Annotated in this window: 29 protein-coding genes and 1 riboswitch; of the genes, 10 read left to right on the top strand and 19 right to left on the bottom strand. The window is 43.5% G+C overall.

The features are described from left to right. Positions 1-135: 135 nt before the first annotated feature. The 5 genes from BSG1_RS06090 to BSG1_RS06070 form a co-directional block, all read right to left on the bottom strand. On the bottom strand, positions 136-612 hold the full coding sequence (locus BSG1_RS06090) for a DinB family protein (RefSeq protein WP_198008199.1): 477 nt from the start codon (positions 610-612) through the stop codon (positions 136-138). 144 nt (positions 613-756) lie between these two features. After that, on the bottom strand, positions 757-1401 hold the full coding sequence (locus BSG1_RS06085) for a YczE/YyaS/YitT family protein (RefSeq protein WP_006836070.1): 645 nt from the start codon (positions 1399-1401) through the stop codon (positions 757-759). A gap of 73 nt (positions 1402-1474) precedes the next feature. Beyond that, entirely contained in the window at positions 1475-1825 is a 351-nt protein-coding gene (locus BSG1_RS06080; protein WP_006836069.1) for a VOC family protein, read from the bottom strand. Then, positions 1822-2853 carry an S-adenosylmethionine:tRNA ribosyltransferase-isomerase gene (locus BSG1_RS06075; protein WP_006836068.1) on the bottom strand — a complete coding sequence of 344 codons (1032 nt, stop codon included), beginning with the start codon at positions 2851-2853 and terminating at the stop codon, positions 1822-1824. The genes BSG1_RS06080 and BSG1_RS06075 overlap by 4 nt, the downstream gene beginning before the upstream one ends. After that, complete coding sequence (locus tag BSG1_RS06070; RefSeq protein WP_044022491.1) at positions 2853-3581, bottom strand: SDR family NAD(P)-dependent oxidoreductase; 729 nt, start codon at positions 3579-3581, stop codon at positions 2853-2855. The genes BSG1_RS06075 and BSG1_RS06070 overlap by 1 nt, the downstream gene beginning before the upstream one ends. A 229-nt stretch (positions 3582-3810) precedes the next feature. Then, a riboswitch (ZMP/ZTP riboswitch) is annotated at positions 3811-3900 on the top strand. Between the two features lie 101 nt (positions 3901-4001). Between BSG1_RS06070 and BSG1_RS06065 the strand changes: the two genes are divergently transcribed. Further along, complete coding sequence (locus tag BSG1_RS06065; protein WP_006836066.1) at positions 4002-4847, top strand: bifunctional 5,10-methylenetetrahydrofolate dehydrogenase/5,10-methenyltetrahydrofolate cyclohydrolase; 846 nt, start codon at positions 4002-4004, stop codon at positions 4845-4847. 428 nt (positions 4848-5275) lie between these two features. After that, the gene (locus tag BSG1_RS06060; protein WP_006836064.1) at positions 5276-6811 is read left to right on the top strand and encodes an FAD-dependent oxidoreductase; all 1536 of its coding nucleotides are present in this window, start codon (positions 5276-5278) and stop codon (positions 6809-6811) included. 365 nt (positions 6812-7176) lie between these two features. Here the strand turns inward: BSG1_RS06060 and BSG1_RS21525 are convergent, their stop codons facing one another. The 8 genes from BSG1_RS21525 to BSG1_RS06025 all read right to left on the bottom strand — a co-directional run bounded on the left by BSG1_RS21525 (position 7177) and on the right by BSG1_RS06025 (position 12962). After that, the gene (locus BSG1_RS21525; protein ID WP_006836063.1) at positions 7177-7311 is read right to left on the bottom strand and encodes a hypothetical protein; all 135 of its coding nucleotides are present in this window, start codon (positions 7309-7311) and stop codon (positions 7177-7179) included. Positions 7312-7357: 46 nt separating this feature from the next. Then, positions 7358-7834 carry a hypothetical protein gene (locus tag BSG1_RS06055; RefSeq protein WP_232214200.1) on the bottom strand — a complete coding sequence of 159 codons (477 nt, stop codon included), beginning with the start codon at positions 7832-7834 and terminating at the stop codon, positions 7358-7360. Positions 7835-7994: 160 nt separating this feature from the next. Continuing rightward, a complete protein-coding gene (locus BSG1_RS06050) occupies positions 7995-9545 on the bottom strand; it encodes a polyamine aminopropyltransferase (RefSeq protein WP_006836061.1) in 1551 nt (516 codons plus the stop codon). A gap of 339 nt (positions 9546-9884) precedes the next feature. Continuing rightward, on the bottom strand, positions 9885-10280 hold the full coding sequence (locus tag BSG1_RS06045) for a DUF350 domain-containing protein (RefSeq protein WP_006836060.1): 396 nt from the start codon (positions 10278-10280) through the stop codon (positions 9885-9887). Between the two features lie 24 nt (positions 10281-10304). Continuing rightward, entirely contained in the window at positions 10305-10907 is a 603-nt protein-coding gene (locus BSG1_RS06040) for a DUF4247 domain-containing protein (RefSeq protein ID WP_044022490.1), read from the bottom strand. 292 nt (positions 10908-11199) lie between these two features. Further along, the gene (locus BSG1_RS06035; RefSeq protein WP_006836058.1) at positions 11200-11586 is read right to left on the bottom strand and encodes a hypothetical protein; all 387 of its coding nucleotides are present in this window, start codon (positions 11584-11586) and stop codon (positions 11200-11202) included. 176 nt (positions 11587-11762) lie between these two features. After that, positions 11763-12434, bottom strand: coding sequence for a PspA/IM30 family protein (locus BSG1_RS06030; RefSeq protein ID WP_006836057.1), 672 nt, complete (start codon positions 12432-12434; stop codon positions 11763-11765). An 18-nt stretch (positions 12435-12452) separates the two neighbouring features. Then, positions 12453-12962 (bottom strand): DUF4178 domain-containing protein, encoded by a 510-nt coding sequence (locus tag BSG1_RS06025; protein WP_006836056.1) that lies wholly within the window; start codon positions 12960-12962, stop codon positions 12453-12455. Positions 12963-13350: 388 nt separating this feature from the next. Between BSG1_RS06025 and BSG1_RS06020 the strand changes: the two genes are divergently transcribed. Then, complete coding sequence (locus BSG1_RS06020; protein WP_006836055.1) at positions 13351-13851, top strand: DinB family protein; 501 nt, start codon at positions 13351-13353, stop codon at positions 13849-13851. Between the two features lie 35 nt (positions 13852-13886). Here BSG1_RS06020 and BSG1_RS06015 read toward each other — a convergent pair whose 3' ends face one another. Then, a complete protein-coding gene (locus BSG1_RS06015; protein WP_006836054.1) occupies positions 13887-14084 on the bottom strand; it encodes a DUF378 domain-containing protein in 198 nt (65 codons plus the stop codon). Between the two features lie 187 nt (positions 14085-14271). Continuing rightward, the gene (locus tag BSG1_RS06010) at positions 14272-15273 is read right to left on the bottom strand and encodes a Gfo/Idh/MocA family protein (RefSeq protein WP_006836053.1); all 1002 of its coding nucleotides are present in this window, start codon (positions 15271-15273) and stop codon (positions 14272-14274) included. Positions 15274-15560: 287 nt separating this feature from the next. On the opposite strand from BSG1_RS06010, the gene BSG1_RS06005 reads away from it, so the two are divergent. Then, complete coding sequence (locus tag BSG1_RS06005) at positions 15561-17081, top strand: UDP-N-acetylmuramoyl-L-alanyl-D-glutamate--2,6-diaminopimelate ligase (protein WP_006836052.1); 1521 nt, start codon at positions 15561-15563, stop codon at positions 17079-17081. 80 nt (positions 17082-17161) lie between these two features. Here the strand turns inward: BSG1_RS06005 and BSG1_RS06000 are convergent, their stop codons facing one another. Next, on the bottom strand, positions 17162-17707 hold the full coding sequence (locus BSG1_RS06000; RefSeq protein WP_044022489.1) for a GNAT family N-acetyltransferase: 546 nt from the start codon (positions 17705-17707) through the stop codon (positions 17162-17164). Positions 17708-17979: 272 nt separating this feature from the next. On the opposite strand from BSG1_RS06000, the gene BSG1_RS05995 reads away from it, so the two are divergent. From BSG1_RS05995 to BSG1_RS20775, 3 genes are all read left to right on the top strand, one after another. After that, complete coding sequence (locus tag BSG1_RS05995; protein WP_044022488.1) at positions 17980-19287, top strand: alkaline phosphatase family protein; 1308 nt, start codon at positions 17980-17982, stop codon at positions 19285-19287. Positions 19288-19360: 73 nt separating this feature from the next. Further along, positions 19361-20644 carry an MFS transporter gene (locus BSG1_RS05990; protein WP_156791419.1) on the top strand — a complete coding sequence of 428 codons (1284 nt, stop codon included), beginning with the start codon at positions 19361-19363 and terminating at the stop codon, positions 20642-20644. Positions 20645-20697: 53 nt separating this feature from the next. Then, a complete protein-coding gene (locus tag BSG1_RS20775) occupies positions 20698-20859 on the top strand; it encodes a hypothetical protein (protein WP_156791415.1) in 162 nt (53 codons plus the stop codon). 240 nt (positions 20860-21099) lie between these two features. Here BSG1_RS20775 and msrB read toward each other — a convergent pair whose 3' ends face one another. The 3 genes from msrB to BSG1_RS05975 form a co-directional block, all read right to left on the bottom strand. Further along, positions 21100-22059 carry a peptide-methionine (R)-S-oxide reductase MsrB gene (msrB, locus tag BSG1_RS05985; RefSeq protein ID WP_044022486.1) on the bottom strand — a complete coding sequence of 320 codons (960 nt, stop codon included), beginning with the start codon at positions 22057-22059 and terminating at the stop codon, positions 21100-21102. A gap of 154 nt (positions 22060-22213) precedes the next feature. Continuing rightward, positions 22214-22630, bottom strand: a complete 417-nt coding sequence (locus BSG1_RS05980) for a VOC family protein (RefSeq protein ID WP_006836045.1) — start codon at positions 22628-22630, stop codon at positions 22214-22216. A 33-nt stretch (positions 22631-22663) separates the two neighbouring features. Continuing rightward, positions 22664-23473, bottom strand: a complete 810-nt coding sequence (locus tag BSG1_RS05975; protein WP_006836044.1) for an aminoglycoside N(3)-acetyltransferase — start codon at positions 23471-23473, stop codon at positions 22664-22666. A gap of 249 nt (positions 23474-23722) precedes the next feature. Between BSG1_RS05975 and BSG1_RS05970 the strand changes: the two genes are divergently transcribed. The 3 genes from BSG1_RS05970 to BSG1_RS05960 are packed head-to-tail and all read left to right on the top strand — an operon-like array spanning position 23723 to position 26246. After that, positions 23723-24604 (top strand): ABC transporter permease subunit, encoded by an 882-nt coding sequence (locus BSG1_RS05970; protein WP_006836043.1) that lies wholly within the window; start codon positions 23723-23725, stop codon positions 24602-24604. Continuing rightward, positions 24601-25638, top strand: a complete 1038-nt coding sequence (locus tag BSG1_RS05965; protein WP_006836042.1) for an ABC transporter permease subunit — start codon at positions 24601-24603, stop codon at positions 25636-25638. The genes BSG1_RS05970 and BSG1_RS05965 overlap by 4 nt, the downstream gene beginning before the upstream one ends. Next, on the top strand, positions 25632-26246 hold the full coding sequence (locus BSG1_RS05960; protein WP_006836041.1) for a hypothetical protein: 615 nt from the start codon (positions 25632-25634) through the stop codon (positions 26244-26246). The genes BSG1_RS05965 and BSG1_RS05960 overlap by 7 nt, the downstream gene beginning before the upstream one ends. The last annotated feature ends 292 nt before the right edge of the window (positions 26247-26538 follow it).

The raw sequence follows: 26538 nt of genomic DNA, 5'->3' as shown, positions 1-26538 counted from the left end.
TTTCAACCTCCATTTGTGACTCTGTACAGTTAAAACATATAAGTTTTTTCGTAACGGAGTCATGAATGCCATTGAAAAAACCATCCAGGCAATACAGGGGTTTCCTGCAAATCTGACATTCTCCAATATATTCCTTCATCGTTCCATCTCTCTCAAAAAATAGATATAATCCGTTGAATGTCCTGGACATCCCTGCTGGCGCAGCATGGCACTGATATTTCCCCGGTGATAAGTGCCATGATTGACAAGGTGCTGAAGAAGATCTTCCAATCTATTCGTGAACTCTTCTCCAGAGGAAGTTTGATAGTGAACCAGTCGGGTGAGATCCGGACTGTCGGCAATGAAACTCTTGATTCCCTCGTGCAAGTCTTGAAACGTCATCCGGTATTCTTTCAGTGTCAAAAGCTCTTTTCGGTCGTCTTGAAACCCCGTATTCATCCTGCCATACCACAAGCAATCGACTTCATACTGATGTTGGATTGTTTCTGCAATTGATGGAAATACACTTTTGATCTGCACTGAAAACGTGTGAGGCACCTCTTTTTCGATATAAGCAAGCAGCTTGTCTGTCGCCCATGCGTGATAGTTGAATAATTGAGCTATTTTCTCCATCCCGTTCCTCCTGTAATAGGTTTTTCTATTCTCTTCTTCAACAACGAGCGTAGTTTTACCTTCTTCTCTCATGAAATGACCAATCAAATTTCCATTGTGCAATAAAAAAAAGACACACCACCTGGGCATGCCTTTTTAAAAACTTTATATTTTGGTAGAAGCTGTTTCTGCTTCTCTTTCTCTCTCCGCCAATGTACGGAGCAGGCGCTGGCATTGAGGCAGCGATACACCGACAACCGATCCAAGAAAGAAAGCGATAATGATTGTTCCGATGCCGACAGGACCGCCTAACATCCAGCCCAGAAGGAATACGGCGACTTCAATTCCGTTTCTCACCCATTGTATCTTCCAACCGGTCTTTTCAACAATGAGGAGCATTAAGCTGTCACGGGGACCCGCACCAAAGTCGGCGGAAACATAGATTCCTATTCCGTATCCGATAATGATCGTCCCAGCCGCAAATAATATGCTTTGTATCACAATTGAAGAAGTGTCAGGAATGATAAAGTTAAAGAAATCTATAAATAATCCAATTAATAGCATGTTAAGGAAAGCGCCGATTTTAGGAAATGTCTTTGTTGCCAGACCGGTTATGAGCAAGAGGATAAGACCTGCGATAATGGACCAGGATCCGATCGTCAGCCCGAACTTTAAGAACAATCCATAGTGGAAAACATCCCATGGCCCGATGCCAAGGTCTTTCCCTTTTATTGTTAAAGTAATTCCGAATGCAAGTACCAATAGTCCGATGGTAAAGAACGCCCAGCGCAACCTGTATTGTCTGTTCATGAAATCCCATCCTATTTGTTAGTTTGCCACTCGAAATACTTTATCATAGAATGGAAGTTTAATAAACACCTCTTCACTGGGAAACGAGCTCAATCACTTCCCCATCAGGTCCTTTGTAAAAAATGACAGTCATTCCGCTGTCTAATTGATACGGACCTTCAATTGGCTGCAGTCCGCAATTTTCCAAGCGCTCTATCCACCAGGAGAGGTCCTCCACCTCCCAAGCAAAATGGAGGGAGGAAGAGCGGGCCTGGCTTTCCGGGTTCTCAATCAGCTCGACTACGACAGACCCCCGGCTCATGAAAATGATTTTTTCCTCCCCCAACATGAGGCAGCTCTGCACTTCAAACTGGAAGTACTCTTCATAGAATGGGACTGACTTCTCCAGGCTGCTTACCTCAATACCGGCGTGATGCCACTTCATGACTTCAATCTTTCTGCAAAAATTAAATTCATATCCCCGAACTCATGCCACAGATATCCTTTTTTCAATGCCTGTCTGTATGCATCAAAGAGATGGTGTTCATACGTAAATGCTGCCAGCATTTCAAGGTGGGTCGCCTCAGGTTCATGCAGGCCTGTAACAAGACCGTCGATGGCTTTCAGCTGATAGTCTTTCTGGATGTAAAGGTTCGTGATGCCTTTTGATGCGGAAACATAACCTTTTTCATCAACTGCTGTTTCCAAGGCTCTTACCACAGTCGTACCCACGGCAATCACACGCCCCTTTTTTTCCCGAACAGCGTTGATAAGCTTGGCTGTTTCCTCCGGTATATGAAACGCTTCCGGATGCTTTTGCGGATTCGGCCAGCGGTCGTTTCCATAGTAACTCAATCCGGTGTGAAGCGTCAGAAAGGCTGTCCGGACTCCTTTTTCCTTTAATTTTTCGAACATCCTCCAGGAGAAAGCCCTCCCGGCAGATGCCATTTCAACGGATCCAGGAACGGAAGCGTAGGCAGTCTGATAGACATCCAGCGTCCAGGGGGAATCAATATATTCATATCGAATCGGTTCTCCATAGCTGTAGATATAGTCGATCAGATCAACTCCTCCTATAGAAAAGTCGATAGTGACCAACGGTTTCTCATTGCCGGTCCCCGTGATAACCGCCTTCACCCCGTTTTTCAGCTCCAATTCGTCTCCTGCAGAAAACAGCCCTCCCCAAATTAGTGCCTCCCAGCGCTGGTCATCCAGCTGCCTTGACAACCTGATTTCCATTTCCCTATTGCATGCCTTCCCTTTCAGGACCGCAGGAATAGTACGGCTGTTGTTAAACACGAGAAGGTCTCCTTCTTCCATGAAGTCAGGGAGGGAGGAAAAACGTTCATGATGAATTTCTTCACCGTTCATGACCATCAAGCGGACATCATCCCTTCCCGCACCTCTTTGTTCTGCCGGAACCTTTGCGTTAAGCGACTGCGGAATTTCGAACGCATTATTGATCGCCGTCATCAGATCTCCTCCTCCCTTACATTAAAATTTTGGGCTTCAAATCTCTGACCGTTTATCTGTGATGATTCATCTGAAGCCAGATATAAGAAAACATCTACGACTTCTGCAGGATTGGCAAGCTCATAGTCACAGTCAGGAACAGCCCTATCATGCATTTCCGTATCCATCTCTCCCGGATCGACCATGTTCATTCGCACACCCGTTTCACTCAGTTCATCCGCCCATGTCTGCGTCATTCCTTCAACCGCAAATTTACTGATTCCGTATGCCCCCCACTCAGCAAATCCGGTTTTGCCCGCTTCCGAAGTCAAATTGATGACCGAACCCCCTCCGCGTGAAAGCATTCCAGGCAGGACCCGTTTTGTCATCATCAGCGTATTCATCACGTTGACTCTCAGCACGTCTTCAAACTCTTCATTTAGATAATCCAGCAGCAGGCATGGCCCCTTACCAAATACAGAAGCATTATTGATTAGCACATCGACTCGTCCGTAGACCCCTTCTGTAATTGAAACAAAGCGGTCGACATCTCTCTGGTTCGATACATCGGCTGCGACCGCCAGTACCTCTGCACCTATTCTTTCCAGGTCACGTTGTACCTCCTTCAACTTTTCCTCTCCGCGGGCACAGATCGCAAGCTTAGCCCCCTCTTTTGCAAAAGCAAACGCCAGCTCTCTCCCCAATCCTTTGGAAGCTCCTGTAATCATAACCACTTTATCTGAATTCATTTTAAAATCCCCTTTCGTTTCAGTTGTTACATTCATTATATTGGGGAGGCTGTTTAAACTAATCGGGTATTAGAGAGAGATTGCTTTCACTAATTAGCATGAGTCTGGTCTGCGACTTTTGACCGAAGCATGAAGAAGTTTTATGTTCAGTAGCTTTTCTTTAAAAACCGAACATTAATGTTGGAATTACACTTTACATTCGTGTTATACTAAGACCAACAAACATAACGACAAAAGCAGTAACTGGCGAAAACTGTGGAACCAACCACAAGGGAGCTGCTTTTCTTACGCTTAATAGCCGTTCGCCTGGGCTGAGGCTGATTTACAGAATCCACTCTGAAGGAGAGGTATGTTCTGTGAGTCAGTCTCTTTTCTTGTTCTCAAACCAAAATCAACTGACATTAACCAGGAGGGAATAAAATGATTGTGAAAGAAAAATTAATTCTGGATGGTAACCGTGTCGCAACTGCCGTAAAAGAGGATTTGAAGCCGCGAGTCGAAAAACTTAAAGAGAATGGAATCACTCCTTGTCTTGCCACTATCCTTGTCGGAGAAGATCCGTCTTCCGCCACTTATGTAAAAATGAAAGGAAATGCGTGCGAACGCCTGGGCATCCGTTCTAGAAGAATACATCTTCCAACCGACACCACAACGGAAGAATTACTGGAAACCATACAATCATTGAACGAGGATGAAGGGGTCCACGGAATCCTTCTGCAGCATCCTGTGCCCCCACAGATAGATGAACGGGCTGCATTTGAAGCGATTGCGATTGAAAAAGATGTGGATGGTGTAACGTCTTTAGGATTCGGCCAGACTTCACTCGGTTTCGGCACCTATCCTTCCTGTACCCCTGCGGCCATTCTGGCGATTATGGATCATTACGAGCTGCCTATTCAAGGAAAGCACGCTGTCGTCATCGGCCGCAGCCCTATCTTGGGAAAACCTGTTTCCATGATGCTCTTGAACCGGAATGCAACCGTGACGACCTGCCATTCATATACTGAAAACCTTGAAGAAATCGTGAAAAAGGCAGACATCGTCGTGGCGGCCGTCGGCAAGCCGAACTTCGTCAAAGGTTCCTGGATCAAAGAAGGCGCCATGGTATTGGACGCCGGTTATAACAAAGGCAATGTCGGTGACGTCGACTATGAAGAATGCCTTGAACGCGCAGATGCCATCACCCCCGTTCCCGGCGGAGTCGGTCCGGTAACCATTTCGATGCTATTGAAACAAACCGTTGAAGCGGCGGAAAAATTAATATGATTATGGGGGCTCTGCACATGTGCGGAGTCTTTTTTTATTTATCGGAAGTTGCTTGGCAGCGGGGACGGGGGACAACGCCTGACTGTTGTGCCTGACATACTTTATTTTTGAGACCAGGCAACACCTCCCAGCCCGGCCAATCGACACAATCCGGGTCGCGCCTGGCACCGAAGTATAATTTTCCTCTTTTTGAAAAGCTATTTCCGCACAAATGGTTGCTTTCGGAAAAATCCCAAGGGCCGGATTTTTCCTCTGGGTACAGGGAATTCCTTCTGAACAGAGTGGGTAGCTCTTTTCTTCCATGCTTATCCGGATATCTCGTGTGTGATGTCTATATTTTTCGAAATTCATATCAAATAGCAACAAAGTTTAAGAAAAGAGCCTTTTGGAAAGCATAGGCATATCAGCTTAATGCTAGGAGGAGTATTATGTCAGCAGAGGATAAAAATCAGGCTATGAATCAACCGCCGGAGCCCTACTGGAGGGAGTCGGTCAGCTTTACCAGCTATCCGGCACTAAGTGAGGACGCGGAGGTAGATATCGCTATTGTCGGTGGAGGTATTGCCGGCATTACAGCAGGCTATGAATTGGCCAAGCAAGGGAAAAATGTAGCCATCATTGAGGCAAACAGCATCCTCAATGGCACAACCGGCCATACGACGGCCAAAATCACCGCACAGCATGGGCTTATTTATGATGAACTCATTCAGCATTTTGGCGTCGACCTCACCAAAACGTACTATCAGGCAAATGACGATGCGCTTCAATACATAAAAAAGAACGTCAGCGACCTGAAGATCGAGTGTGATCTGACTGAAGAAGATGCCTACGTCTATGCCGTAACTGAAAAATACGACCAAAAGGTTCGGAAGGAATTCACTGCTTACAGCAAACTCGGCATTGACGGCGAGCTCGTTGAACAGCTGCCGATCAACCTCGAGATCAAATCTGCTGTCGTCATGAAAAAGCAGGCTCAGTACCATCCATTAAAATATTTGAAAGTGCTTGTTGAGGAGTTTACTAAGAACGGGGGCACCATTTATGAAAACACGACCGCCGTGGATATCCAGGAAGGAAACAATCCTGTCATTGTGACGAGAGATGGACACAAATTGACCTGCAACAATGTCCTGATCTGCTCCCACTTTCCTTTTTTTGATGGAAAGGGCTTTTATTTCACGAAAATGTACGCAAGCCGGTCCTATATACTTGGAGTTAAAGCAAAACAAGAATTCCCCGGCGGCATGTACCTAAATGCTGAAAACCCAACGCGTTCGCTTCGTTATACCGACGTAAATGGCGAAAAACTGATTCTGGTTGGCGGCGATGACCATAAAGCGGGTCAGGGTAAAGATACCGTCAAGCACTATGAAGCTTTACAGGAATATGTTGAGTCTGTTCTTGGTGTGGCTGAGATTCCTTACAGGTGGTCAGCCCAGGATTTAATCTCGGTTGATAAGGTTCCATACATCGGACAACTTACATCCAATCATAAAAATATCTTTGTGGCGACCGGTTTTAAGAAATGGGGGATGACATCAGGAACTGCGGCTGGGATGATTCTTTCGGATCTCATCATAAAAAAGGCCAGTCCGTATGAGGAAATATTCAACCCATCCCGGTTCGCAGCCGATCCGAGCATCAAACATTTTCTTCAGCAGAATGGCGATGTCGCCAAGCATCTTATTAGGGGGAAAGTAACCCCAGCTTCCAAATCACCGGATGACTTGAAGATTGGGGAAGGCGCCCATGTATCCGTCAATGGCCAAAAAGGCGGTGGCTACAAGGATGAAGAAGGCAATCTTCACCTCGTTGATACCACCTGTACTCATTTGGGCTGTGAAGTCAACTGGAATCATGGGGAACGCACTTGGGACTGCCCGTGTCATGGCTCCCGGTTTTCCATTGATGGAGATGTTTTAGAAGGGCCTGCTAAGAAGCCTTTGAAGAAATTGGGTTACTGAGGTATTTGCTTTTCCGGTTATTGGCTGGTGTTTTGTCGAATAACGCCCTTAGTTTGTCGTTTTTCGGCCGCTGCGTGTCGAATATCAGCCGCTCTTTATCGATTAACAGCCAAGCCTTGTCGAATATCGCCCATTTGAATTTTAGAGCGCACCCCGTAAGACTTTTTATCGGCGATTACTCAGTTTTATCAGCGATTTTTGAGATTTATCGGCGATTACTCAGTTTTATCAGCGATTTCCCAATTTTATCGGCGGAAACCTATAACTTATCGACCATTCTACATTTTTCGACAAATGTAACAACAAACTCAAAAAGCAGAATATCACACAAAAAGGGCACCTCATAAAGAGAGATGCCCTTTTCATTAATCCTGGAATCGGTTCTTATTCTTCTTCACGTCACCTGTCGTGAATTCGACCATTTCACTACTCGTTCGGTTTCCTTTTTTCTGGTTGTCATTACGCTGTGCGTTAGCGTTGCCAGACTTTGTGCGTCCCATGCTCATCTCTCCTTTAAATTGTTACACTTATAGTATGAAGAGAGCATCATGGAATTATGCAGGCAGGTACAGAGACGGTTTCTGTCTTGACTTGGTCGCGATAGGAGAGCAATGATTCCTGTATGATTTGGCGCGTGAAATTACTGTCAATTTCAGGAATCAGTTCTTTGGCTATGCACCAGGCATTCTCTTCAATCTGCAAGGCCAGTTTCTTTCGTTCATAGTCATCTGCTGTGTCCATTCGCTCCGCCAATGCCTCAAGCTCCTCGTCTTCCGCATGACCTAGTTCATGAGCAAAGACAACTGCAAAATATTCATAAAAGTTTTCCAGTGAAGAGAACAGCATTTTACACTGTCTCTTGATTTCGTCAATATACATCGTAATTGTATGTGTGCCCATATTGTACTTTCCGCCAGCAATCCTTTTTCCGGGAAAGTTTTTTTCCAGGATCACATTGACGCTGCTGCCCGCTCTTGCTTGTAAGGTACTTGTGATTTGCTGCAAATTGCTGTCTATTTCCAAATCCAAACACACCTTTTTTTAAAATTTTTCAGGAATAACCTGCGTTGTTGTCACACTTTATTGTATTCATTATTTAGTGGAACATGCCCTTGGACATAATGCTGTGTCTTATTACATTATCCGTTTTTGAAACAAAAAAACGTATTAGGCAGTTGGGTGCCTAATACGTCGACCATGCTCTCTCATATTTTTGAATCAAAATGGGGTTGATGAGGGTGTTCACTTCAAGCTCCACTTCATTGCCATCCTGATCGGTTATCAAAGCGTCGGTATCTTTTCCAAAAGCCCCCAAGCCTTTGAGGACTTCATCTGTTAAGAACTTTGTTTCCACCTGGAGAGTCAGTTCAGATAGTGATAGTTCATCCCGGGCAGCGAGAACGAATCCCCAATCCCCGAAACTCGGAACATCTACATGCAGGTTCTCTGTCTGTAGCCCTGCTGCTTTGATTGTTTTATCAATCGTCCAGTATACTTCGGTCGCAAACGTCGGGCTTGTACTCTGCACCATCATAGTCCCGCCGGGAGGAAGATGATTACGAAGCAGCTGGTAAAATTCAAGCGTGTAAAGCTTATTTAGTGATTCGTTATTCGGGTCAGGCAGATCAACCAAAATGACATCATAAAACTCATCCGATTTTTCCATAAAGGTAAAGGCATCTTGATTGATGACTTCCACCCTTTCATCCTCAAAGGCATGTCCATTCAATTCGGCTATCGCAGGGTTGGTACGTGCAAGCTCAATGACCCGGGGATCAAGGTCCACCAGCGTAATATGTTTGACCTCGTCATATTTCCTCAATTCCCTGATGGCAAGGCCGTCACCTCCGCCTAATATGAGGACATTCTCTTTTCTTTCAGCCGCAGACAGTGCAGGGTGAACGAGGGTTTCATGATAACGGTATTCATCCGAGGAGCTGAATTGCAGTTGACCATCCAGGAACATTCGCAGATCTCCCTGTTCCTTGGTCAAGATGATCTGTTGATAGTTGGTGTTTTCGGAGTGGACAATAGGGTCCCGGTACAGCTTTTGTTCGAATGTAAAAGCCATTTCCTCTCCCCAAAACACGCCTGACAATAAAAAGATCAGTACGAAAATGCCGGCGGCTCCATGTTTTTTTACAGATTTGATTTCGTCTCTAAAGTAAAACATGAGCCAGAGAGCGACGATGACATTTACCAATGCAACAATGAAAGCTGTTTTAACAAGCCCCAACTGCGGTCTCAGCAAAAAGACAAACAACAGTCCGCCGATCAAACCCCCGGCATAGTCTGAAAAAAGAACCCTGGCAGTACTTCGGTTCAGGGTCTCACCTATTTCATTGGCTTTCCGGATCAGGATCGGCAGTTCGACACCAGTCAATGCTCCCACAATGGCTGTCACTGCATAAAGGAAAAATGCATCCGTCCCTTCACTGAAGAAAGCTGTTATTCCGAATAAGGTGAAGATCGAAAGTCCGCCAATCAAACCGATGAGCAGTTCGATCCAAATAAATGAAACAATGAGGTGCTTTGTCACCTTCTCACTGACCGAAGCCCCGATCCCCATCCCGGTTAAGAATATCGAGATGGTCAGAGTATATTGCTTCACGCCGTCTCCGAGAATATAAGATCCGGCTGCACCAAACAAGACTTCAAAGATGATCCCGCAAATCGAGACAATCCCTGAAGCCCAATAAATTGCTTTTGTTTTTCGAATTCCGTCATTCTCCACTAATAGGTCCCCTTTATAAAGCTTTCGGGTTTTTTTATTGAAAATGCTTAGTTAAAAGTGATGTTGTTTTTATGCACGTTGCTGCCTGATTGGCGGCTACAGGGGGTATCTCCAATCAATCGTTATTTCTAAATCTGAATCCTTAAGTGATGTCTAGATGGATTCCAAAACACCTATTTAAAAATAAAGAAGGAAGATCAAAGGCTAAACTGATAATGGATCCAATCTTCCGTATTTGAACCTAAAAATAACAGCATCAGTTAACTAACAAAGCCAATGAAAAAGATCCGCCAAACTATATTGTTTAGCGGTCCAATCCATAATTACTGTGCGGCCGCTTTATGTAATCGAAGCACCTATGACGAACGCCAATCCCACGGACACGGCAAAAGTGATGATTCCTACAGCAATGTTTCCTTTTTGGAGCTGCTCTTCTACTGAGAATTTTCTAGTCAGCAGTTCAAACAGCAAGTATGCAGCCATTTGTAAGACGACACCGAAAACTCCCCATATCAATGTGTCAGTAACCGCTGAACTATGGTAAATCGAGAAAGCAAGGATAATACAAATCCCGATGATTTTACCGCTGATTGAAAGGGCCACTGCGTTATTTCCTTTCAATACCTCATCCCAATCCTTATACTTGCGGGTAAGCAGTTCAAAAATATAAAGCCCGAATAACACGATAATGATTGCTACTGCAAAGTACATAACCGTTAAAATAAATGGTTCCATCTTTTCTTCTCCCTTCTAATTTCCCTATTTGCCGGCTCCTGGACCGCCGCCTCTTACTGAGGAGGATCCGCCGCGGATCGGCGATTTATTATAGCCTTTGAATGCCCCGCCTGAGGAGCTGTAGCCGCCATAGCACAGGGCAGGATTATTGCTGCATTTCAGCCGCTGTTTCTTGCCCCAGTCATCGACATCAAGGACTTCATCCAATACCCAGAGGAGCAGCAGACCATCAAAGAAATCCGGACTGTAATTGTTTTGGACAAACTGATCATTCGCCACTTCAATCATGGTATTGGCACCATTTTGCTCATCCGCTGTCATGATGACAAACATCTGGTCATAGACGAGCACCTGCTTATTGTCTTTCTTCTCACTTACCCTCACCGGTTCCTGATGATTCTGGATTGCCTGTGCCACTTCGTCTATCGACTGATTCTCCGCTATGTATATCTCGGAATAATTGCTGTTATCTTCCGCGCTTGCTACTGTGTCGGTAAAGGTATAGTTATTATTAATAAAATCGACTACACTTTCTTTAAAAATCGATCCGCCTCCAGAATCAATACCCGGACCGCATCCTGCCAGCGTAACCATCGCAAGGATCAAGACCGCTAACGACTTCTTCATTCTCTCACCTCTTTCGTCTTGCACTTTTCTATTACTTATAAATAGGTTGTTTGCAGATTTCCTTTAGGCGGTTTACCTAACATTAGCCGGGTGACTCCCTTAAAGGACTGTAATTTTGCTTTTGCCATTTTAATGTCCTTTAGAAACCTTTTATAGGACTTTAATTTCGCTTTTGCCTTTTTAATGTCCTTTAGAAACCTTTTATAGGACTTTAATTTCGCTTCTGCCTTTTTAATGTCCTTTAGAAACCTTTTATAGGACTTTAATTTCGCTTTTGCTTTTTTAATGTCCTTTAGAAACCTTTATAGGACTTTAATTTCGCTTTTGCTTTTTTAATGTCCTTTAGAAACCTTTTATAGTACTTTAATTTCGCTTCTGCCTTTTTAATGTCCTTTAGAAACCTTTTATAGGACTTTAATTTCGCTTTTGCCTTTTTAATGTCCTTTAGAAACCTTTTATAGGACTTTAATTTCGCTTTTGCTTTTTTAATGCCCTTTAGAAACCTTTTATAGGACTTTAATTTCGCTTTTGCTTTTTTAATGTCCTTTAGAAACCTTTTATAGGACTTTAATTTCGCTTTTGCTTTTTTAATGTCCTTTAGAAACCTTTTATAGGACTTTAATTTCGCTTTTGCTTTTTTAATGTCCTTTAGAAACCTTTTATAGGACTTTAATTTCACTTTTGCCTTTTTAATGTCCTTTAGAACTTTTTTTATAGGACTTTAATTTCACTCCAGGCATAATAAAGCCTTTTGCCTTTGTTAAAGAATATTTCTTTAGTTTCAACTATCAAAAGACTCGGAAAAACCGCATAAACATCAGCAGGAACCGCGGTATTGGCGGCTCCTGCTAAACATTATTCTTTGCCCATTTGTTTCTTTAAGGCTGCCAGCTCATCGTCTATATCGTTATTCTTATCCAGGGCATCCAGTTCATCATCGAGGCTGCGGCTGGAGGATCTCATATCGTCGCTTGTTTCTGCTTCGGCTTCATATTGGAGCACCTTTTCTTCCATTCGTTCGAAGCCTTTTTTTGATTCGTCTCCGCCAATAGATGACATGGCACGATTCATTTTAGTACGCGTCTTTGCCGACTCTGCACGGGCTTTTAGGGAATCTTTTTTGAGCTTCATCTGGTTGTATTCAGCTTTCATTTCATCAAGCTTGGAGCGCAGGTTATTTGCATCCGCCTTTGCCCTTTCATAGGACTCCCGCATAGTGTCTGCCTGGTTGCTATGAGTCTTTTTATCTTCCAGGGCTCTTCTTGCCAGGTCATCGTTTGCTGCTTCCAATGCCTTGACTGCCTGCTGCTGTCTTTTCTCGACCATTTTTTCTGCATCTTCCAGCTTTCTTTGAAGCATTTTTTCATTGGCGATCTGCTTTGCCACTGCCGCCTCGGCGTCACGGATATCCGCTTCCATTTCGCGCATGAATTGGTCCAGCATTTTCACCGGATCTTCAGCTTTATCAAGCATGGCATTCAATTCAGAACCTACTACTGTCTTTACTCTTTTAAATAATTGAAACATCATTTGACCTCCTGAATATTATTTACTTGCAATGATTTTGATTTCATATTCATTGATTTCATATCCCCTGCTGACTTCGATTTCACTTCCCCAAATTTCAACGGATAGATACTTTTCTTCATCTTCATCCTCATAATCAAAGTAACGGCAATTTATACCATTCACATTTTGCCCGCGGCCGTCCCCTTTTACTCTTGCTTCACCTGACTCATCAAGAAAATAGCGGGTGCCTTCAAACTCGATTTCTTCCGGCAGGGGTTCACTCAGTTTCAGCTTCACTTTTTCATAGATACCCAGGTAGACCTGGTCATCCATCTCGGCACTGAGCCATACTGTCCGTCCTGGGCTTTCCAGCTGATAGGCAAGCCATTCAAACCCGTGATCATTATATGTAAGCTTGCTGACCACTTCATAGTCCTCCAGGTCATATGCCACAATGTCCCCGACTTCGATGGTGAAAACATTCCTGTCTTTCACTACCGGTATATCTTTCTCTTTTTTTCCAAAGAGCCTTTTTAAAATACTCATGTTTTCACCTCCGCCTTATTGATTCTTGTTCTTATTAACATATACGTAATATGGTCTGAAAAGTTTCAATCAATCACAAAATACATTTACTGTAAAAATTATAATGTCTGTTTACTAAAAGAGATCTTCTTCTAATAGTTGCCCATTTAATCGGGGCATCTAACCTGATAGTTATTAGTAAAAAACGTCTGCTCTAAAACATGATCTATTTACCTAAAGAATAATGGAACTGGCCCGCTCTTCACAATTATAATTACCAAGTGAATTAACCCACTTAAATAACTTCAAGTCCTCTGCTCGGATTCCTCTATTTTTCCATAAATAAAAGGATTTTTTTCATTATATAGAGAAGTAGGGAGGAAAAGATTATAGGGGGCTGCGATATTATATGGAGGATTTACAGCTTTTCAAACAGATGGATTTTATCCGGATGAGAACCATTGCTGCATTGGATAACACTACAGAAGAAATGGCAGACATTGTTCCGCCCGGCTTAAAAAATTCAATTCGATGGAACTTGGGACATATCTACCTTTCTCATGAAAATATCATCCACTCTTTCGTTGGGGAGAAAGGAAATATTCCCGAAGGTTTCAAGGAGTTGTTCGGCTTTAACACAAGTCCTGATCAATGGGAAACAGATGCTCCTTCCCTGTCCCAATTAAGAGAATTACTTTCCGGCCAGCCCAAAAGATTAAAGGAAACGTTCGTGGGGAGGTTATCTGAAAAAGGAGAGAAACCTTTTCAACTGACAAAAGACATCGCTTTTGAAACACTGGACGAGGTGGTTTCGTTTGCCAATTGGCATGAAGGACTCCACCAGGGCGCGATCACAACACTGAAGCGCGTCCAGGGGATTGACAATCTGTGGGAACCTGTAAATAAATAAGTAAAGCCATTCCGCTTTCGGAATGGCTTTCTTCATTAATCTTTAATTCTGCCAAAAAGTTTAATGCAGTAGATGGCTGAAAGTCCGACTAAGATATAAACGATTTTAGATAAAACAGCTGTTTGTCCACCGAAAATAGCTGCCACCAAGTCGAATTCGAATAGTCCGACAAGAAGCCAGTTCAAGCCTCCGACAATTAATAGAATCAGTGCGATTGAATCCAATGCTTTCATGATTTCCCCTCCTTAAAGAGTTATATTCTCTTTCATGCTTTACTATATGCCCACATCAAAAAATCCAAAACATTTGGATGTGCTGGTGTTGTCAAAATTTTGTTGAATAGTTGTTGAAAGTGAAGTTATAAGACGAAAGAGGAGAGGTTAACAAAAAACTGCCCCCAACGGAGACAGTAAATAATTTTTACAGCCGGACAGCGGCGCTAGTGTCCATTGACTGATAGCATGCCTGAATGGCTTGTACATTTTTAATAGTTGCTTCAGGTGAATAGGCTGGCTCACTGCCGTTCAAAATACAATCACTGAAATGGGAAACCTGGATTTCATAAGGGTTTCCTTTCAAGGTTTCGCTTCGCTCTTCGCCTTTTTCACCAATGATTTTAATTTGGACTTCTCCAGCTGGGAAGCGGTCCGGCCGGTAAGCAAATGGTACCTTGATCGTACCCTTTGTCCCTGATATTTCATATAGGTCCTTCATTGGCTGCTCAAAACTGCATTCAAAGCTCGCCGTTATTCCATTTTTAAAGCTGAGGATGCCTGCAGCTTTTGTATCGACCCCAAACCCCTCATGTCTCTCTCCTTTGACGAATACTTCGGAAGGTTCCTCGTTAAGAATGTAACGGGCGGAATGAATGCAATAACAGCCTACATCCCATATGCTTCCCCCGCCAAGTTCTTTGTTCAGGCGGATATTCTGTTTATTTTTCTCAAAATCCAGCTTAAAAGTAAAGGCTGAACGCATTTGACGGACTTCTCCTATCGCACCTTCGGCAATCAGCTCTTTTACCCTGCTATTCTGGGGATGGAACTGGTACATGAAAGCCTCCATGAACAGTACATTGTTGGAACGGCAGACATCGGCCATTTCCTTTACATCCTCAGCAGTCAACGCAGCCGGCTTCTCACAAAGCACATGCTTTCCTTTTCTCGCAGCTTTCGTTACCCATTCTTTGTGAAGTGTATTGGGAAGCGGAATATAGACTGCCTGAACTTCCTCGTCATCCAGCAGTTCCTCATAGCTTCCATAGGCCTTAGGAATTGAAAACTCCCCCGCTATTTCACCTGCCTTGCCGCTGATGCTTGCTATAGCTGAAACTTCCGTATTTTTACTAGTTTGAAGAGCCGGGATAATTGCTTTCTTTGCAATATTGGCCGTGCTTAGAATTCCCCATTTGACTATATTCACTTTTGCCCCTCCTTCGTTTATAAATGGACATATTTGTAAATATCATTACATACTACCTTGTTCTATTCCTTCCATTCTGTCAACCGCAATTCCTCCTATTTTGATGTGCTTAAAGAAATTTTTTCCAGAATATTTTTCAGAAAAGCGGGTATAGACGGATAGAAATGAACCAGAAAGTATTCGGATGCATGACAAGCTTTCATTCCACTTGTATATGCTCGCTGCTGTTACGGTCAAACTATATATGAATCAGTATAACTGACTTTCATATCAAAGGGAGAGAGCCAATGAATATTGACTTTACACAACAGGAACAGTTGGGAATCAAACGCCTCTGGGGACAAACAAAGAGAGTGATATCAAATGTAAATTATGACTCTAGAAGAGTGCAGAAAGATGCTGCGTTTGTTTGCATAAGCGGGGAAAAACATGATGGACATTCATTTCTTGAAGATGCCATTCGGAATGGAGCGGCTGTATTGGCTGGAGAGAGTGCTGAGGTACTGGAAAAAGCGGGCAGAAAGTATCCTGACAGGACTTTTATTCTCGTAGAAGACGCCAGGGCCTTTCTCGCACAGTTGTCCATTTTATTTTATAAAAGAGCTCATGAAAATCTAACGACAATCGGAGTGACGGGAACGAACGGGAAAACCACTGTCACTGCCTATGTAAAATCATTATTGACTTTACTCGGTACACCTACGGGCTCCATCGGGACAACCGGCATTATATCTTCTACAGGTACAATCAACTTGAAGAAAAGTACACCGACGACACCTGAGGCTTCCGATTTACATTACATCTTCGACCAGTTCAAAGAACGCGGTGATGAAGCGGCGGTCATGGAGGTATCCTCGGTTTCCACCGTTCAAAAACGAGTTGAGGGAATAGAATTTGACATCGCGATACATACCAACCTTTCCCCCGAACACCTGGAGTTCCATAAAACATTTGAAAACTACAAGGAAGCTAAGCTGAAGCTTTTCAAACAGGCTAAAAAAGCAGTAGTGAATATTGATGACAGCGGTATGGCAAAGGATATCCTCAAAATTCACTCTGGAGATGTTTTAACGTACAGTTTGGATAAGCGGTCTGATGCCGATGTGAAAGCATCTAATTTAAGAACTATCGGGCATGAGACATTCTTTGAGTTAAAGTTTCAGAAGGAATCCTATATCGTGAGGGCTCCGGTTATTGGAGATTATAACGTTGCTAATATCCTCGCTGCTGTATGTACAGCGTTGCATTCCGGCTATTCCATTCATCAAATACTCCTGGCCTTGACTTCAATTGAAGGGCCAGAAGGAAGATTTGAATTGCTTACCGAATATGGAAATCGGAAAATCATGCTCGACTATGCTCATACACCAGCTGCTCTGGACAACCTGCTGCGGGAAGTAAAGAAGCTGGAGTATAACCGTCTGATTGTCCTTATTACCGGTATCGGACTAAGAGATAAATCAAAGATGCCCCTCATGGCGGAAACAGTGGAAGGCAGAGCCGATGAAATAGTAGTGTCCGTCGATCACCCGGACTTCAATGATCCCGATGAAATTATCAGCAATGTCCTGGCAGGCTTTTCAAATCCTTCTGCTGATAACATTTATACAGAAAGGACCCGGGCAGAGGCAGTACTGTCCGCGCTCGCCCTCAGTAATGAGAACGACCTGGTCCTGCTGACAAGCGGTTGTATCAACGGTGCCCAGATTGTAGAAGGAAAAGAAATCCCCCATTCCGACAAAGACTTGATCAAAAGCTACTTCAATGATGACAGCGTTAATTACGATTATGGCTATATTCAGGCATGATTGCTTAACTTGCTAAACGCTCAGATAATGTTCTGAGCGTTTTTACTATATCCAGCTTAATCAACCAGCAGCTGAAGGTTCTATCTCTTAGTAATGCTGTAAACATCCATCTTAATGGTCCCGCCGTTAGAGGCCGGTTCCGTAAAAGAGGACGAATAATTAAAATGATTCCTTTTCAATAGGTATATGGATTTTTGATTTAAAGTGTTCGTACAAGCTTCAATAGTGTTTAGTCCTATTTCATTAAATCCGTAATCAAGCACTTTTACTAACGCCTCACTCATTATCCCCCTTCCGACATTTCCAGGAAATAACCCATATCCCAAGTCCGCTGTTTCTAAATCATTTGAAATATTCCAAATGGAGATGGTGCCCAAGATACTATTCGTTTTGTTGTCAGCGATGGCCCATATGACCCATTTCTTATCCTTAATTCCTGTATTCATCTTTTCAATATAAGTTTTCGCTTCAGCAATATTTGTATAAATGGGCATGTCCACATACGGGAAATTTTCTTTATTTGACTGATAAGCAAAGATAGCTTCAGCATCGTTAGATTCAAGTTGCCTTAATATTAATCTGTGCGTTTCCAATGTTGGAAACGGACTAAAACATAACCGTTTCATTGTATAAACTGCCTCTCTGATTAAATTTCAAACATGAAGAGCACCTTTCATTGTAATCCAACCCGGTTTGTTATATATGAATTATCACGAACTGGAAGGTGTATGACCGCCTGCCATGCGGAGTCCCTCACCTAAGCGGAAAACAGCTTTAAACAAAAGGAATTTGTATATACTCAGTCTAGCATATACAAAACATGTATAGTCTGTCAGGTTTTCTGTTATATTTAATACATATGTTAATTTTAAAAACATTTTGACAATTGGAGGCTTTCATGAAACGACTTACAGACCACCTGATTGTGATTTCATTTGACTGTCTTTCATCTCTAGATTTTCCTGCGATAAAAGATATGCCGAATTTTAAAGATCTTTTGGTAAAAGGTTCCCATTGCCCTAACGTAAAGTCCATTTACCCTTCCGTTACGTACCCCTGTCATGCCACTATCGTAACTGGCAACTTCCCCAATAAGCATGGGGTCATAAACAATACACACCTACAGCCCGGAAGCTCTTCTCCAGATTGGTACTGGCACAGGCATCATGTAAAGGGCACCACACTATATGATGAAGCAAAGAAAGCAGGCATGACGACTGCAGCTTTATTATGGCCGGTGACCGCTAAAGCAGAAATTGATTACAATATGCCCGAAATCTTTGCCAACCGGCCATGGCATCACCAAATTGCCGTTTCCCTTTGGAATGGAAGCACCTCTTTCCAGCTTGAAATGAACCGTCGATTTGGCCATATCCGCAACGGACTTCATCAACCGCAGCTAGATGACTTTGTTTTGGAATCAGCCGTGGAAACTATCCGCAAAAAGAAACCGAACCTGATGCTCATCCACTTTACAGACCTTGACTCCCACCGCCACTATCATGGCTTCTCTTCCGAAGAGGCGCGTCAAGCTTTAAGGCGGCATGACCAGCGGCTTGGCAGAATTACAGCGGCCCTAAGAGAAGCAGGAATTTATGAAAATTCAACAATCGTTGCACTCGGCGATCACAGTGCCCTTGATGAATCAAAGGCCATTAAACCGAATGTCCTTTTAAAAGAGGAAGGGCTGGTCAGCGTTAATTCCCAGGGCCGTGTGACTGATTGGAAAGTCTACTGCAAGAGCTGCGACGGCTCGGCATATATATATCTAAAAGATCCCAATGATCATCAAAGCCTGCAGAAAGCTGAACAAATTCTAAACAAGCTCCAAAAAGATGAAAAGAATGGTATTGAAAGGATTCTGACTGGAAAGGAAGCCGGGGAAAGAGGAGCTGATGAGACTTGTGCATTTATGATAGAAGCCTCACTGGGCTATTACATCACAGAAGGAATTCAAGGAAAGTATCTGGATGACATCACCCCAGAAGATGTGAAAACCGGCAAGTACACCTATGCCTCTCACGGATATTCACCGGAAAAACCGGATTATCACACGATTTTTATGGCTGCCGGCAAGGGAATCAAAGAGGGAGCTGTCATCCCTTCCATGCATCTTACAGATGAAGGTCCCACCTTTGCCAGACTGCTTGGTCTTCATCTGGGTGATACAGACGGCGAGGCTGTACAGGACCTTTTTCAGCTGTAAAAAGTATGTAAAGTGACGTGCACTTAATTTTTCGCCCTTCTTCAAAAAAATGAAATCGTTCGGGGAGGTTAGACTGATGAAGGCTTTCACTAAAGAAGAAAACAGCTGGATGTACTATGATTGGGCTAATTCTGCTTATACCATCATCATATCCACTGCTGTTTTTCCGTTGTTTTATAAGGCTGCGGCCACCAAAGCTGGAGTAAGCGCCTCGGATTCCACTGCCTATTTAGGATATACCATTGCCATCGCTACATTTATATTAGCCATGCTTGGCCCGATTCTCGGAACCATCGCTGACTATAAAGGCTTTAAAAAGAAGTTCTTTACCTTCTTTTTTATCCTGGGTGTGAGTTTCACTGCCCTTTTGGCTTTTATCCCCAGCGACCAGTGGCTCCTTCTGTTGATTTGCTATACCTTTGCCGCCGTCGGTTCTGCAGGGGCCAATGTATTTTATGACGCCTTCTTGACTGATGTCACAACAGATGAAAAGATGGACAGAGTTTCCTCGAGAGGCTTTGCCCTTGGGTATATCGGAAGCACCATACCTTTCTTCATCAGCATCGCCATCATCGTCCTTTCCCAAAGCGGGATCATCCCTCTTTCCACTACGCTGGCGAGTAAGATTGCCTTCCTGATCACTGCTTTATGGTGGGGACTATTTGCCATCCCGATGTTTAAGAATGTCCATCAGCGTTATTATATCGAGCCCGAACCGAAACCTGTAGTCAACAGCTTCAAGCGTCTTGGCAAAACGTTTAAGGAAATCAAGAAATATCGTCCGTTATTTTTGTTCCTTCTTGCATACTTCTTTTATATTGATGGAGTGGGAACCATCATTACGATGTCCACTGCCTATGGATCAGATCTCGGCATCTCATCCACCAGCCTGTTGATCATTTTGTTTGTCACGCAAGTCGTGGCGGCTCCATTTGCCGTTCTTTACGGAAGGCTTTCGGAGAAGTTTACTGGGAAGAAAATGCTCTATGTCGGCATTATCGTTTATATTTTTGTCTGTATCTACGCCTACTTCCTTGAAACCACCCTGGACTTCTGGATATTGGCGATGCTTGTTGCCACATCCCAAGGGGGCATCCAGGCATTGAGCCGGTCTTATTTCGCCAAGCTGGTTCCGAAGCAGAATTCGAATGAATTCTTCGGTTTTTATAATATTTTCGGGAAGTTCGCCTCGATCATGGGGCCTTTACTTGTCGGGGTGACTGCCCAGGTGACAGGCGATTCAAGCACCGGTGTTTTCAGCCTGGTCCTTCTCTTCATCATCGGAATCATCATCCTTTCCCGGGTGCCTGAGCCGAAACAGCATATAGCTGCAGTGGATATAAATCAGAAATCATAATAAATATTTAAGTTTTGACAGAGCTAATACCATGTTGCATAGGGGGAGATAGGTTGTTCATTTATGGATGCATCGTTCTGCTGGGTATATCAGCGGCAATTCTAAAAAGGTTCGGTATTCCCAATCCTTATTCCAAAGGAGTAGGTCTCACTATAGCGTTTTCCCTTTTGGCAGCCATCAGCCTCGGACAGAACTATACCCAGAGCCTTTCCTGAAGCTAACGATGGAGTAGGCATTTCAAACCAATTAGCCTATTGGATTATCGGGGAAGACGGGTGGTCTCAAGAAAAGTTTAAAACTTCATTTGAGAGATCCACTTACATTTCCCTGTTTTTGATTGCTGCATATCCAGTTGTGCTTCTCTTTGAATCAAAAGGGCGCAGAAACACTGATTAAATAGAAATGGCTCAGGGCCCTGAGCCATTTTCATATTTCCTGATAATTTCAGAGGATATCTACTTTCCAGGAAAGAGAATCTTAAAGTCCCCATATCCCTCTTTTTCAAAATTTTCAACAGGGATGAACCGCAAAGCAGCTGAGTTGATACAGTACCTTAAACCATTTTTTCCGGGGCCATCCTCAAATACATGACCCAAATGAGAATCGGCCTCCCGGCTGCGCACCTCCACCCTTGTGCTTCTGTGGCTTAAATCATACTTTTCTTTAACACTGGCAGACATGACAGGCTTGGTAAAACTCGGCCAGCCGCAGCCGCTGTCATATTGATCCTTGGAGGTGAACAGCGGTTCACCGGATACGATATCGACATAAATCCCATCACGTTTGTTATCCCAATATTCGTTTTCAAAAGGTGGCTCCGTTCCATTTTCCTGAGTCACATAATACTGCAAGGGCGTCAGCTTTTCCCTAAGATGAGAAGTATCTTTCGGCCAGTACTTTTTCAGGAAATCTCGTCTCCCCGAACCTCTTTGATACAGTTCGTACCTGAAATTATTTTTCTTGTAAAAGTCCTGATGATATTCTTCTGCGGGATAAAAAGGCTGGGCAGGCAGGATTTCGGTTACGATAGACTTGTTGAACCGCCCGCTCCCTGCAAGCTCCTCTTTCGACTTTTCCGCTTTTCTCCTTTGTTCCTCACTGTGATAATAGATTGCGGTCGTATAAGCTATCCCCTTGTCACTGAACTGGCCTTCCGCATCTGTGGGATCGATTTGCTGCCAGTACAACTCCAGAAGCTTTTCAAAAGGAAATATATCAGGATCAAAGGTGATTTGTACTGCTTCCCTGTGTCCTGTGACTCCTGAGACCACTTCTTTGTAGGATGGATTTTTTTTATCTCCGCCGATGTAGCCCGAAACAACTTCTTGAATGCCTTCCTGCTCATCAAAAGGAGAAACCATGCACCAAAAACAGCCCCCGGCAAAAGTCGCTTTTTGATATTGTGGTTGGGTCATTGAGATCTCCTCCTGTTTGTTTTTTTATGATTTTATAACAATGATGTACCTATTCCGTCCCTTTTACAGCATCATTTCTGACTTTCTCTCCAAATGATGTACCAATCGGCCCCATTCGCCAATCCCTTTAAAAAGGCCGTTTCACGTGAAACAGTCACTGAACGGTATATTTCTCTTTGAAATCAGGACTTAGCTCGCTCCAGGCGTCGAATTTATTGCCATCCATATCCCAGAAGACAAAATTTTTGCCAGCGTGGCCCCTGTCTTCAATATCGCCGACTTTCAGCTTCTTCTCTTTGAAATCTTTATGAAGATCTTTCAATGCAGACAACCCGTTGACTTCAAATGTCATTGAGAAATGCTCTTTGCCATTTTTGTCAAAGAAATTGGCTGATTGATTGTTTCCTGCCTGTACGAGGAAGAAGCTCTGGTTGGCTAAGTCCAAAATTGCCTTATCCTCATCACTATAGTTAACTTTCGCCCCAAGATTCACGGTATACCATTCAGCGGCCGAAGCGACATTCCGGACAGGAAGATATGTAGTCCCTACTCTTAACAGTTTTTCACTCATATTGGTCGCCCATCCCTTTCTATGTTCAGGTAGCTATTTGGATTGATTTTGCTGAAGCCAATTTCTCGCAAAATCAACTGCCGCCCGCTGTTTCATCAATCTACAGTCTGCATTCCCGATCACTGCGGACTTTACAGGCTGTTGTTTCTCAAATTCTTTTCCCAGTTTTTCAAAAGGATCGGAATCATACAGAATCTCTTCATAGGTGTTCCATACCCGATTGCCGTTCTCTTTCATCGCGGCTCCTTTTTGGACTTTTTCACGATGGGGAATGCTGTGTTCGGCAAAATGCAGGGACGTATTGCTGTCATGCGTGACGCCCAGTAAGAGGACGTCTCCATCCAGTTCATATATTTTAGCCAGTGGCGACCGCGGACCAAATCCTTCCTCAAGAGGTTGTTCACTCAGTATATACTCAGCATGTTTTCCCCAGGCGGTAAATGAATACATCGGATGTAAACTTCTTTTTACACCTGGGAAACTTCTAAATGTTTCTGCTATTACACCCATGCCTCTTGCAGGAGTGGTATCCGGGTCGTATGCCGGCATTTTGTCACGGATAGTCGGCCACCATGCTTCAGGAACGGGCGGTTGCTGCCACTCAGCCGGATCAGAGTTGTCAGCCGATTGAGAGGGCATAATCAGTGTTCCCTCTTTCCCTACTGCTTCCATCAATGCTGTCACCACGGAAACGGCACCTCCACAAACCCAGCCCAGTGAACTTAGAGAGGAATGGACAATCAGTGTCATTCCTTTTTCTATACCCATTCGTAGAAAATCATCCATTAAGCTGGAGGTTGTGTTCGGTGTTTGTAATTGTTGAATCGCTTTTAATTCAGTCATATTTATCCCCTTTATTCTTATCTACTAACCTTTTATCTAAAATAACATAAGGTACCCTTCCATTATATATACTTTCCAGTTATCACTCTGGCAAGTTCTGCTCTTAAAAAGCAATCGGAAAATCAGGCCTTTCTTGAAGGAATAAATTGTAAGTGTTATAGTATAAAATGAAATAATCTGAAAAATTCAAAATAGAACTGTATAAAACAACGATTCTTAATTTACTTTACATGCTTGAGGAGGCCTTTCATGAAGCAGGTCATATGGCTGCCCGTTCAGTTTCTACTCACGTGCGCAGGTCTTTTTTTATTCAGTGCTGCGGGTTCTTTGCTTTTTTACGATCATGAACTTGTTATACATATCGCCAAATATTTTCATACCTTAAAACAAATCTTCCATGATTTATTGAACCCCGGCTCTATTTTCATTACGGTCGGGCAAGACGAAAAAACCTATCCTATCTTCCCTATGCTGTTGAAACTGTTTGGGTATTCGTTCCTCCTGTTAATCACAGCATTTGCCATTGCCGTTGTTGTTTCGGCTGCCATCAGCTATCTGATTATGTTCCTTCCAAGATGGGCCTACCGGATTTGCATGAGGGTACTGGATGTATTTGATTCTCTACCGGACGTTTTGATTGTCGTCTCTTTACAATTATTCATCATTTGGCTTTTCAAACAGACGGACATCCTTTTGTTTGATATTTACAAGCTGGGTGAAGATAAAATTTATGTGCTGCCGATTGTCTGCCTGTCTGTACTGCCCATTGCTTTTCTCACCAAGCAATTTCTTTTCCAAATCAGGGAAGAAGAAGACAGGCCTTATGTTGAATATTCTTTTTCAAAAGGCTTTTCGAAGGCTTATACCCTTTGGGTCCACCTGTTCCGCAATGTCTGGATCCAATTCTATTATCATATTAAACCGATTTTTCTTTTGATGCTTTCTAATCTGCTGATCATTGAAATCCTGTTTAATATCCATGGATTTATGTATGTCATGCTGGCAACCGCCACTGCCAAGCCAAGTGCTTTCTTTATAGGGATGCTCCTGATATATATTCCATTCTTTATCATCTTCAGCATCGGCCGGATTCTTTTGACAAAAATGATTGGAGGGGAGTTTGAGGTATGAGTGTATTTAGATCATTCCGTTTTTGGATTCCATTTGTGATTATTGCTGCGATGATTATCGGAAGCTTTCTCGTGCCCGTTCTCTACCCTGATTTATCAGAGTCAGGGCCACCTTATTTAAAAGATCCTGAAACTAACAAGGTCATTGCTGCACCTCCATACTCGCCATCTGAGATGCCCCCTTTGGGAAGTGACAAGATTGGGAGAAACATTTTCCTCATGCTCATGGATGGTGCTAAATATACGCTGCTAGGTGCATTGGCCATCGCATTGCTGCGCATGGCCGGCGGGTTCATCACAGGGCTTATCTATGCATTCATGCCGAGATGGCTTCGTTCCGGATTCAAAGGCTTTTGGGATACGTTTAATTTCATTCCCCTGGCCATTGTCGGTTTCATCCTGCTTCATCCGCTTCAGCTCGCCTACGAAAACGACGCGCTGACCAGCTTCCGCTTCACTGTCATTGAAGTCATCGTGATAGCGCTCATCGTCATTCCGTCTCTCGGTATGTACGTAGGCCAGGGAATGAATGATTTTATGAAACAGGAGTTCATTGATGTCTCCAGACAAATGGGAGCCAGCCGTTTTCACTTGATCAGAAAACATTTGATGCCTCACTTCGGCCGTCATTCCATTGTATTGTTCTCTGAACAACTGTCACAAACGCTCCTTCTCTTAATCCAGCTTGGCATCCTGCATATCTGCCTTGGCGGATTAATGACTTCTAACTTTGGAATCCTGGAATTTATTCCAGTTTATTTTTCTGCTACCAATGAGTGGGCTGCAACCATTGCGATTAATATACAGCAAGTATTCATCCGACCGTATATTGTCCTGGGGCCACTCTTATTCTTCGCGCTTACCATCTTCTGTGTAAACGAAATCAGTGCAGTATTGAGATCTGTATTGATTGAAGGAAACCATATCGGCTTCAAACGCAAAAAGAAGAGCAAACTAAACCCGGCTCGTGCAAACCGCGAACCTGGCAAAGAAGATTTCACTTTCATTAACCGCAAAGAGGAAGAAGCATGTTAAAGAAGACTATTAAACTCGTACTGTTTTTATTTGTCCTGCTTCTCTTAACAGCTTGCCGGGTTGTCTGGGTAGATGAAACGCTAGAGCAGAAAAAGTCTCCGGAAGTGGCTAGAGGAAAGGAAACCATCCTCTTGGAAGCCACTGTTCAATATAACCGCAACAGGCTTGTCATCCGCGGTCAGACCAATCTTCCGGAAGGAGCCGTCATCCATTCAGGCGTGAAACAATACCCAGATGGCGCTGAGCAATTAGATGTCATCAATGGCGTTATTGAACCGCTGGATGAGTATATACTGGAGAAAACAAGCGAAACCTCGGAGGATGGCAGCTTCCTGATTGTTCTTGAACGGCCTGATACCGAAAAACAATATCAGTTATCTGTTCGATTCCTTCCAGAACTGCAGCCTGCAGCCATTCAAAATACGTATGGAAAAACAGGTGAGAACATCGGCTCCAGTGAGGGAGTATTTAAATATGAAGCAAACGGTATCACTTCCACAGGAATGGCGTTATATTCACCAATCGGTTCTTCCTTGGATGGCGGTTTCTGGTACTTAGGTAAATATAAGATGCAAGCAAATCAAAAGGATGCCATGCCGGCCCGGTAGGTAGTGACGATTAATTTAGAGAGGCTCCTGACATATGTCAGGAGTCTTTTTGGTGGTTCATGGACATTATCGTTGAAGGCTTGTGGTTCTAACGATGAGTTTGGGTATTCTATCGACGGCTTTAGATGTTCTATCATCAAGTCTGGAATTTCTATCAACAACTTACTCGATTCTATCAATGACCGCTACTTACACAGCACTATTGCCAGTCACCTGCCACCCAGAAACCCTTAACCAAGAAGTCCAAGCAATAGGCCCTGCAGAAAAGGATTTAATAGATGACATAAAAGCA

The organism is Bacillus sp. SG-1 (assembly GCF_000181495.1).
GTDB lineage: Bacteria > Bacillota > Bacilli > Bacillales > Bacillaceae_B > Rossellomorea.
This window is presented reverse-complemented; position numbering and strand designations above follow the sequence as displayed.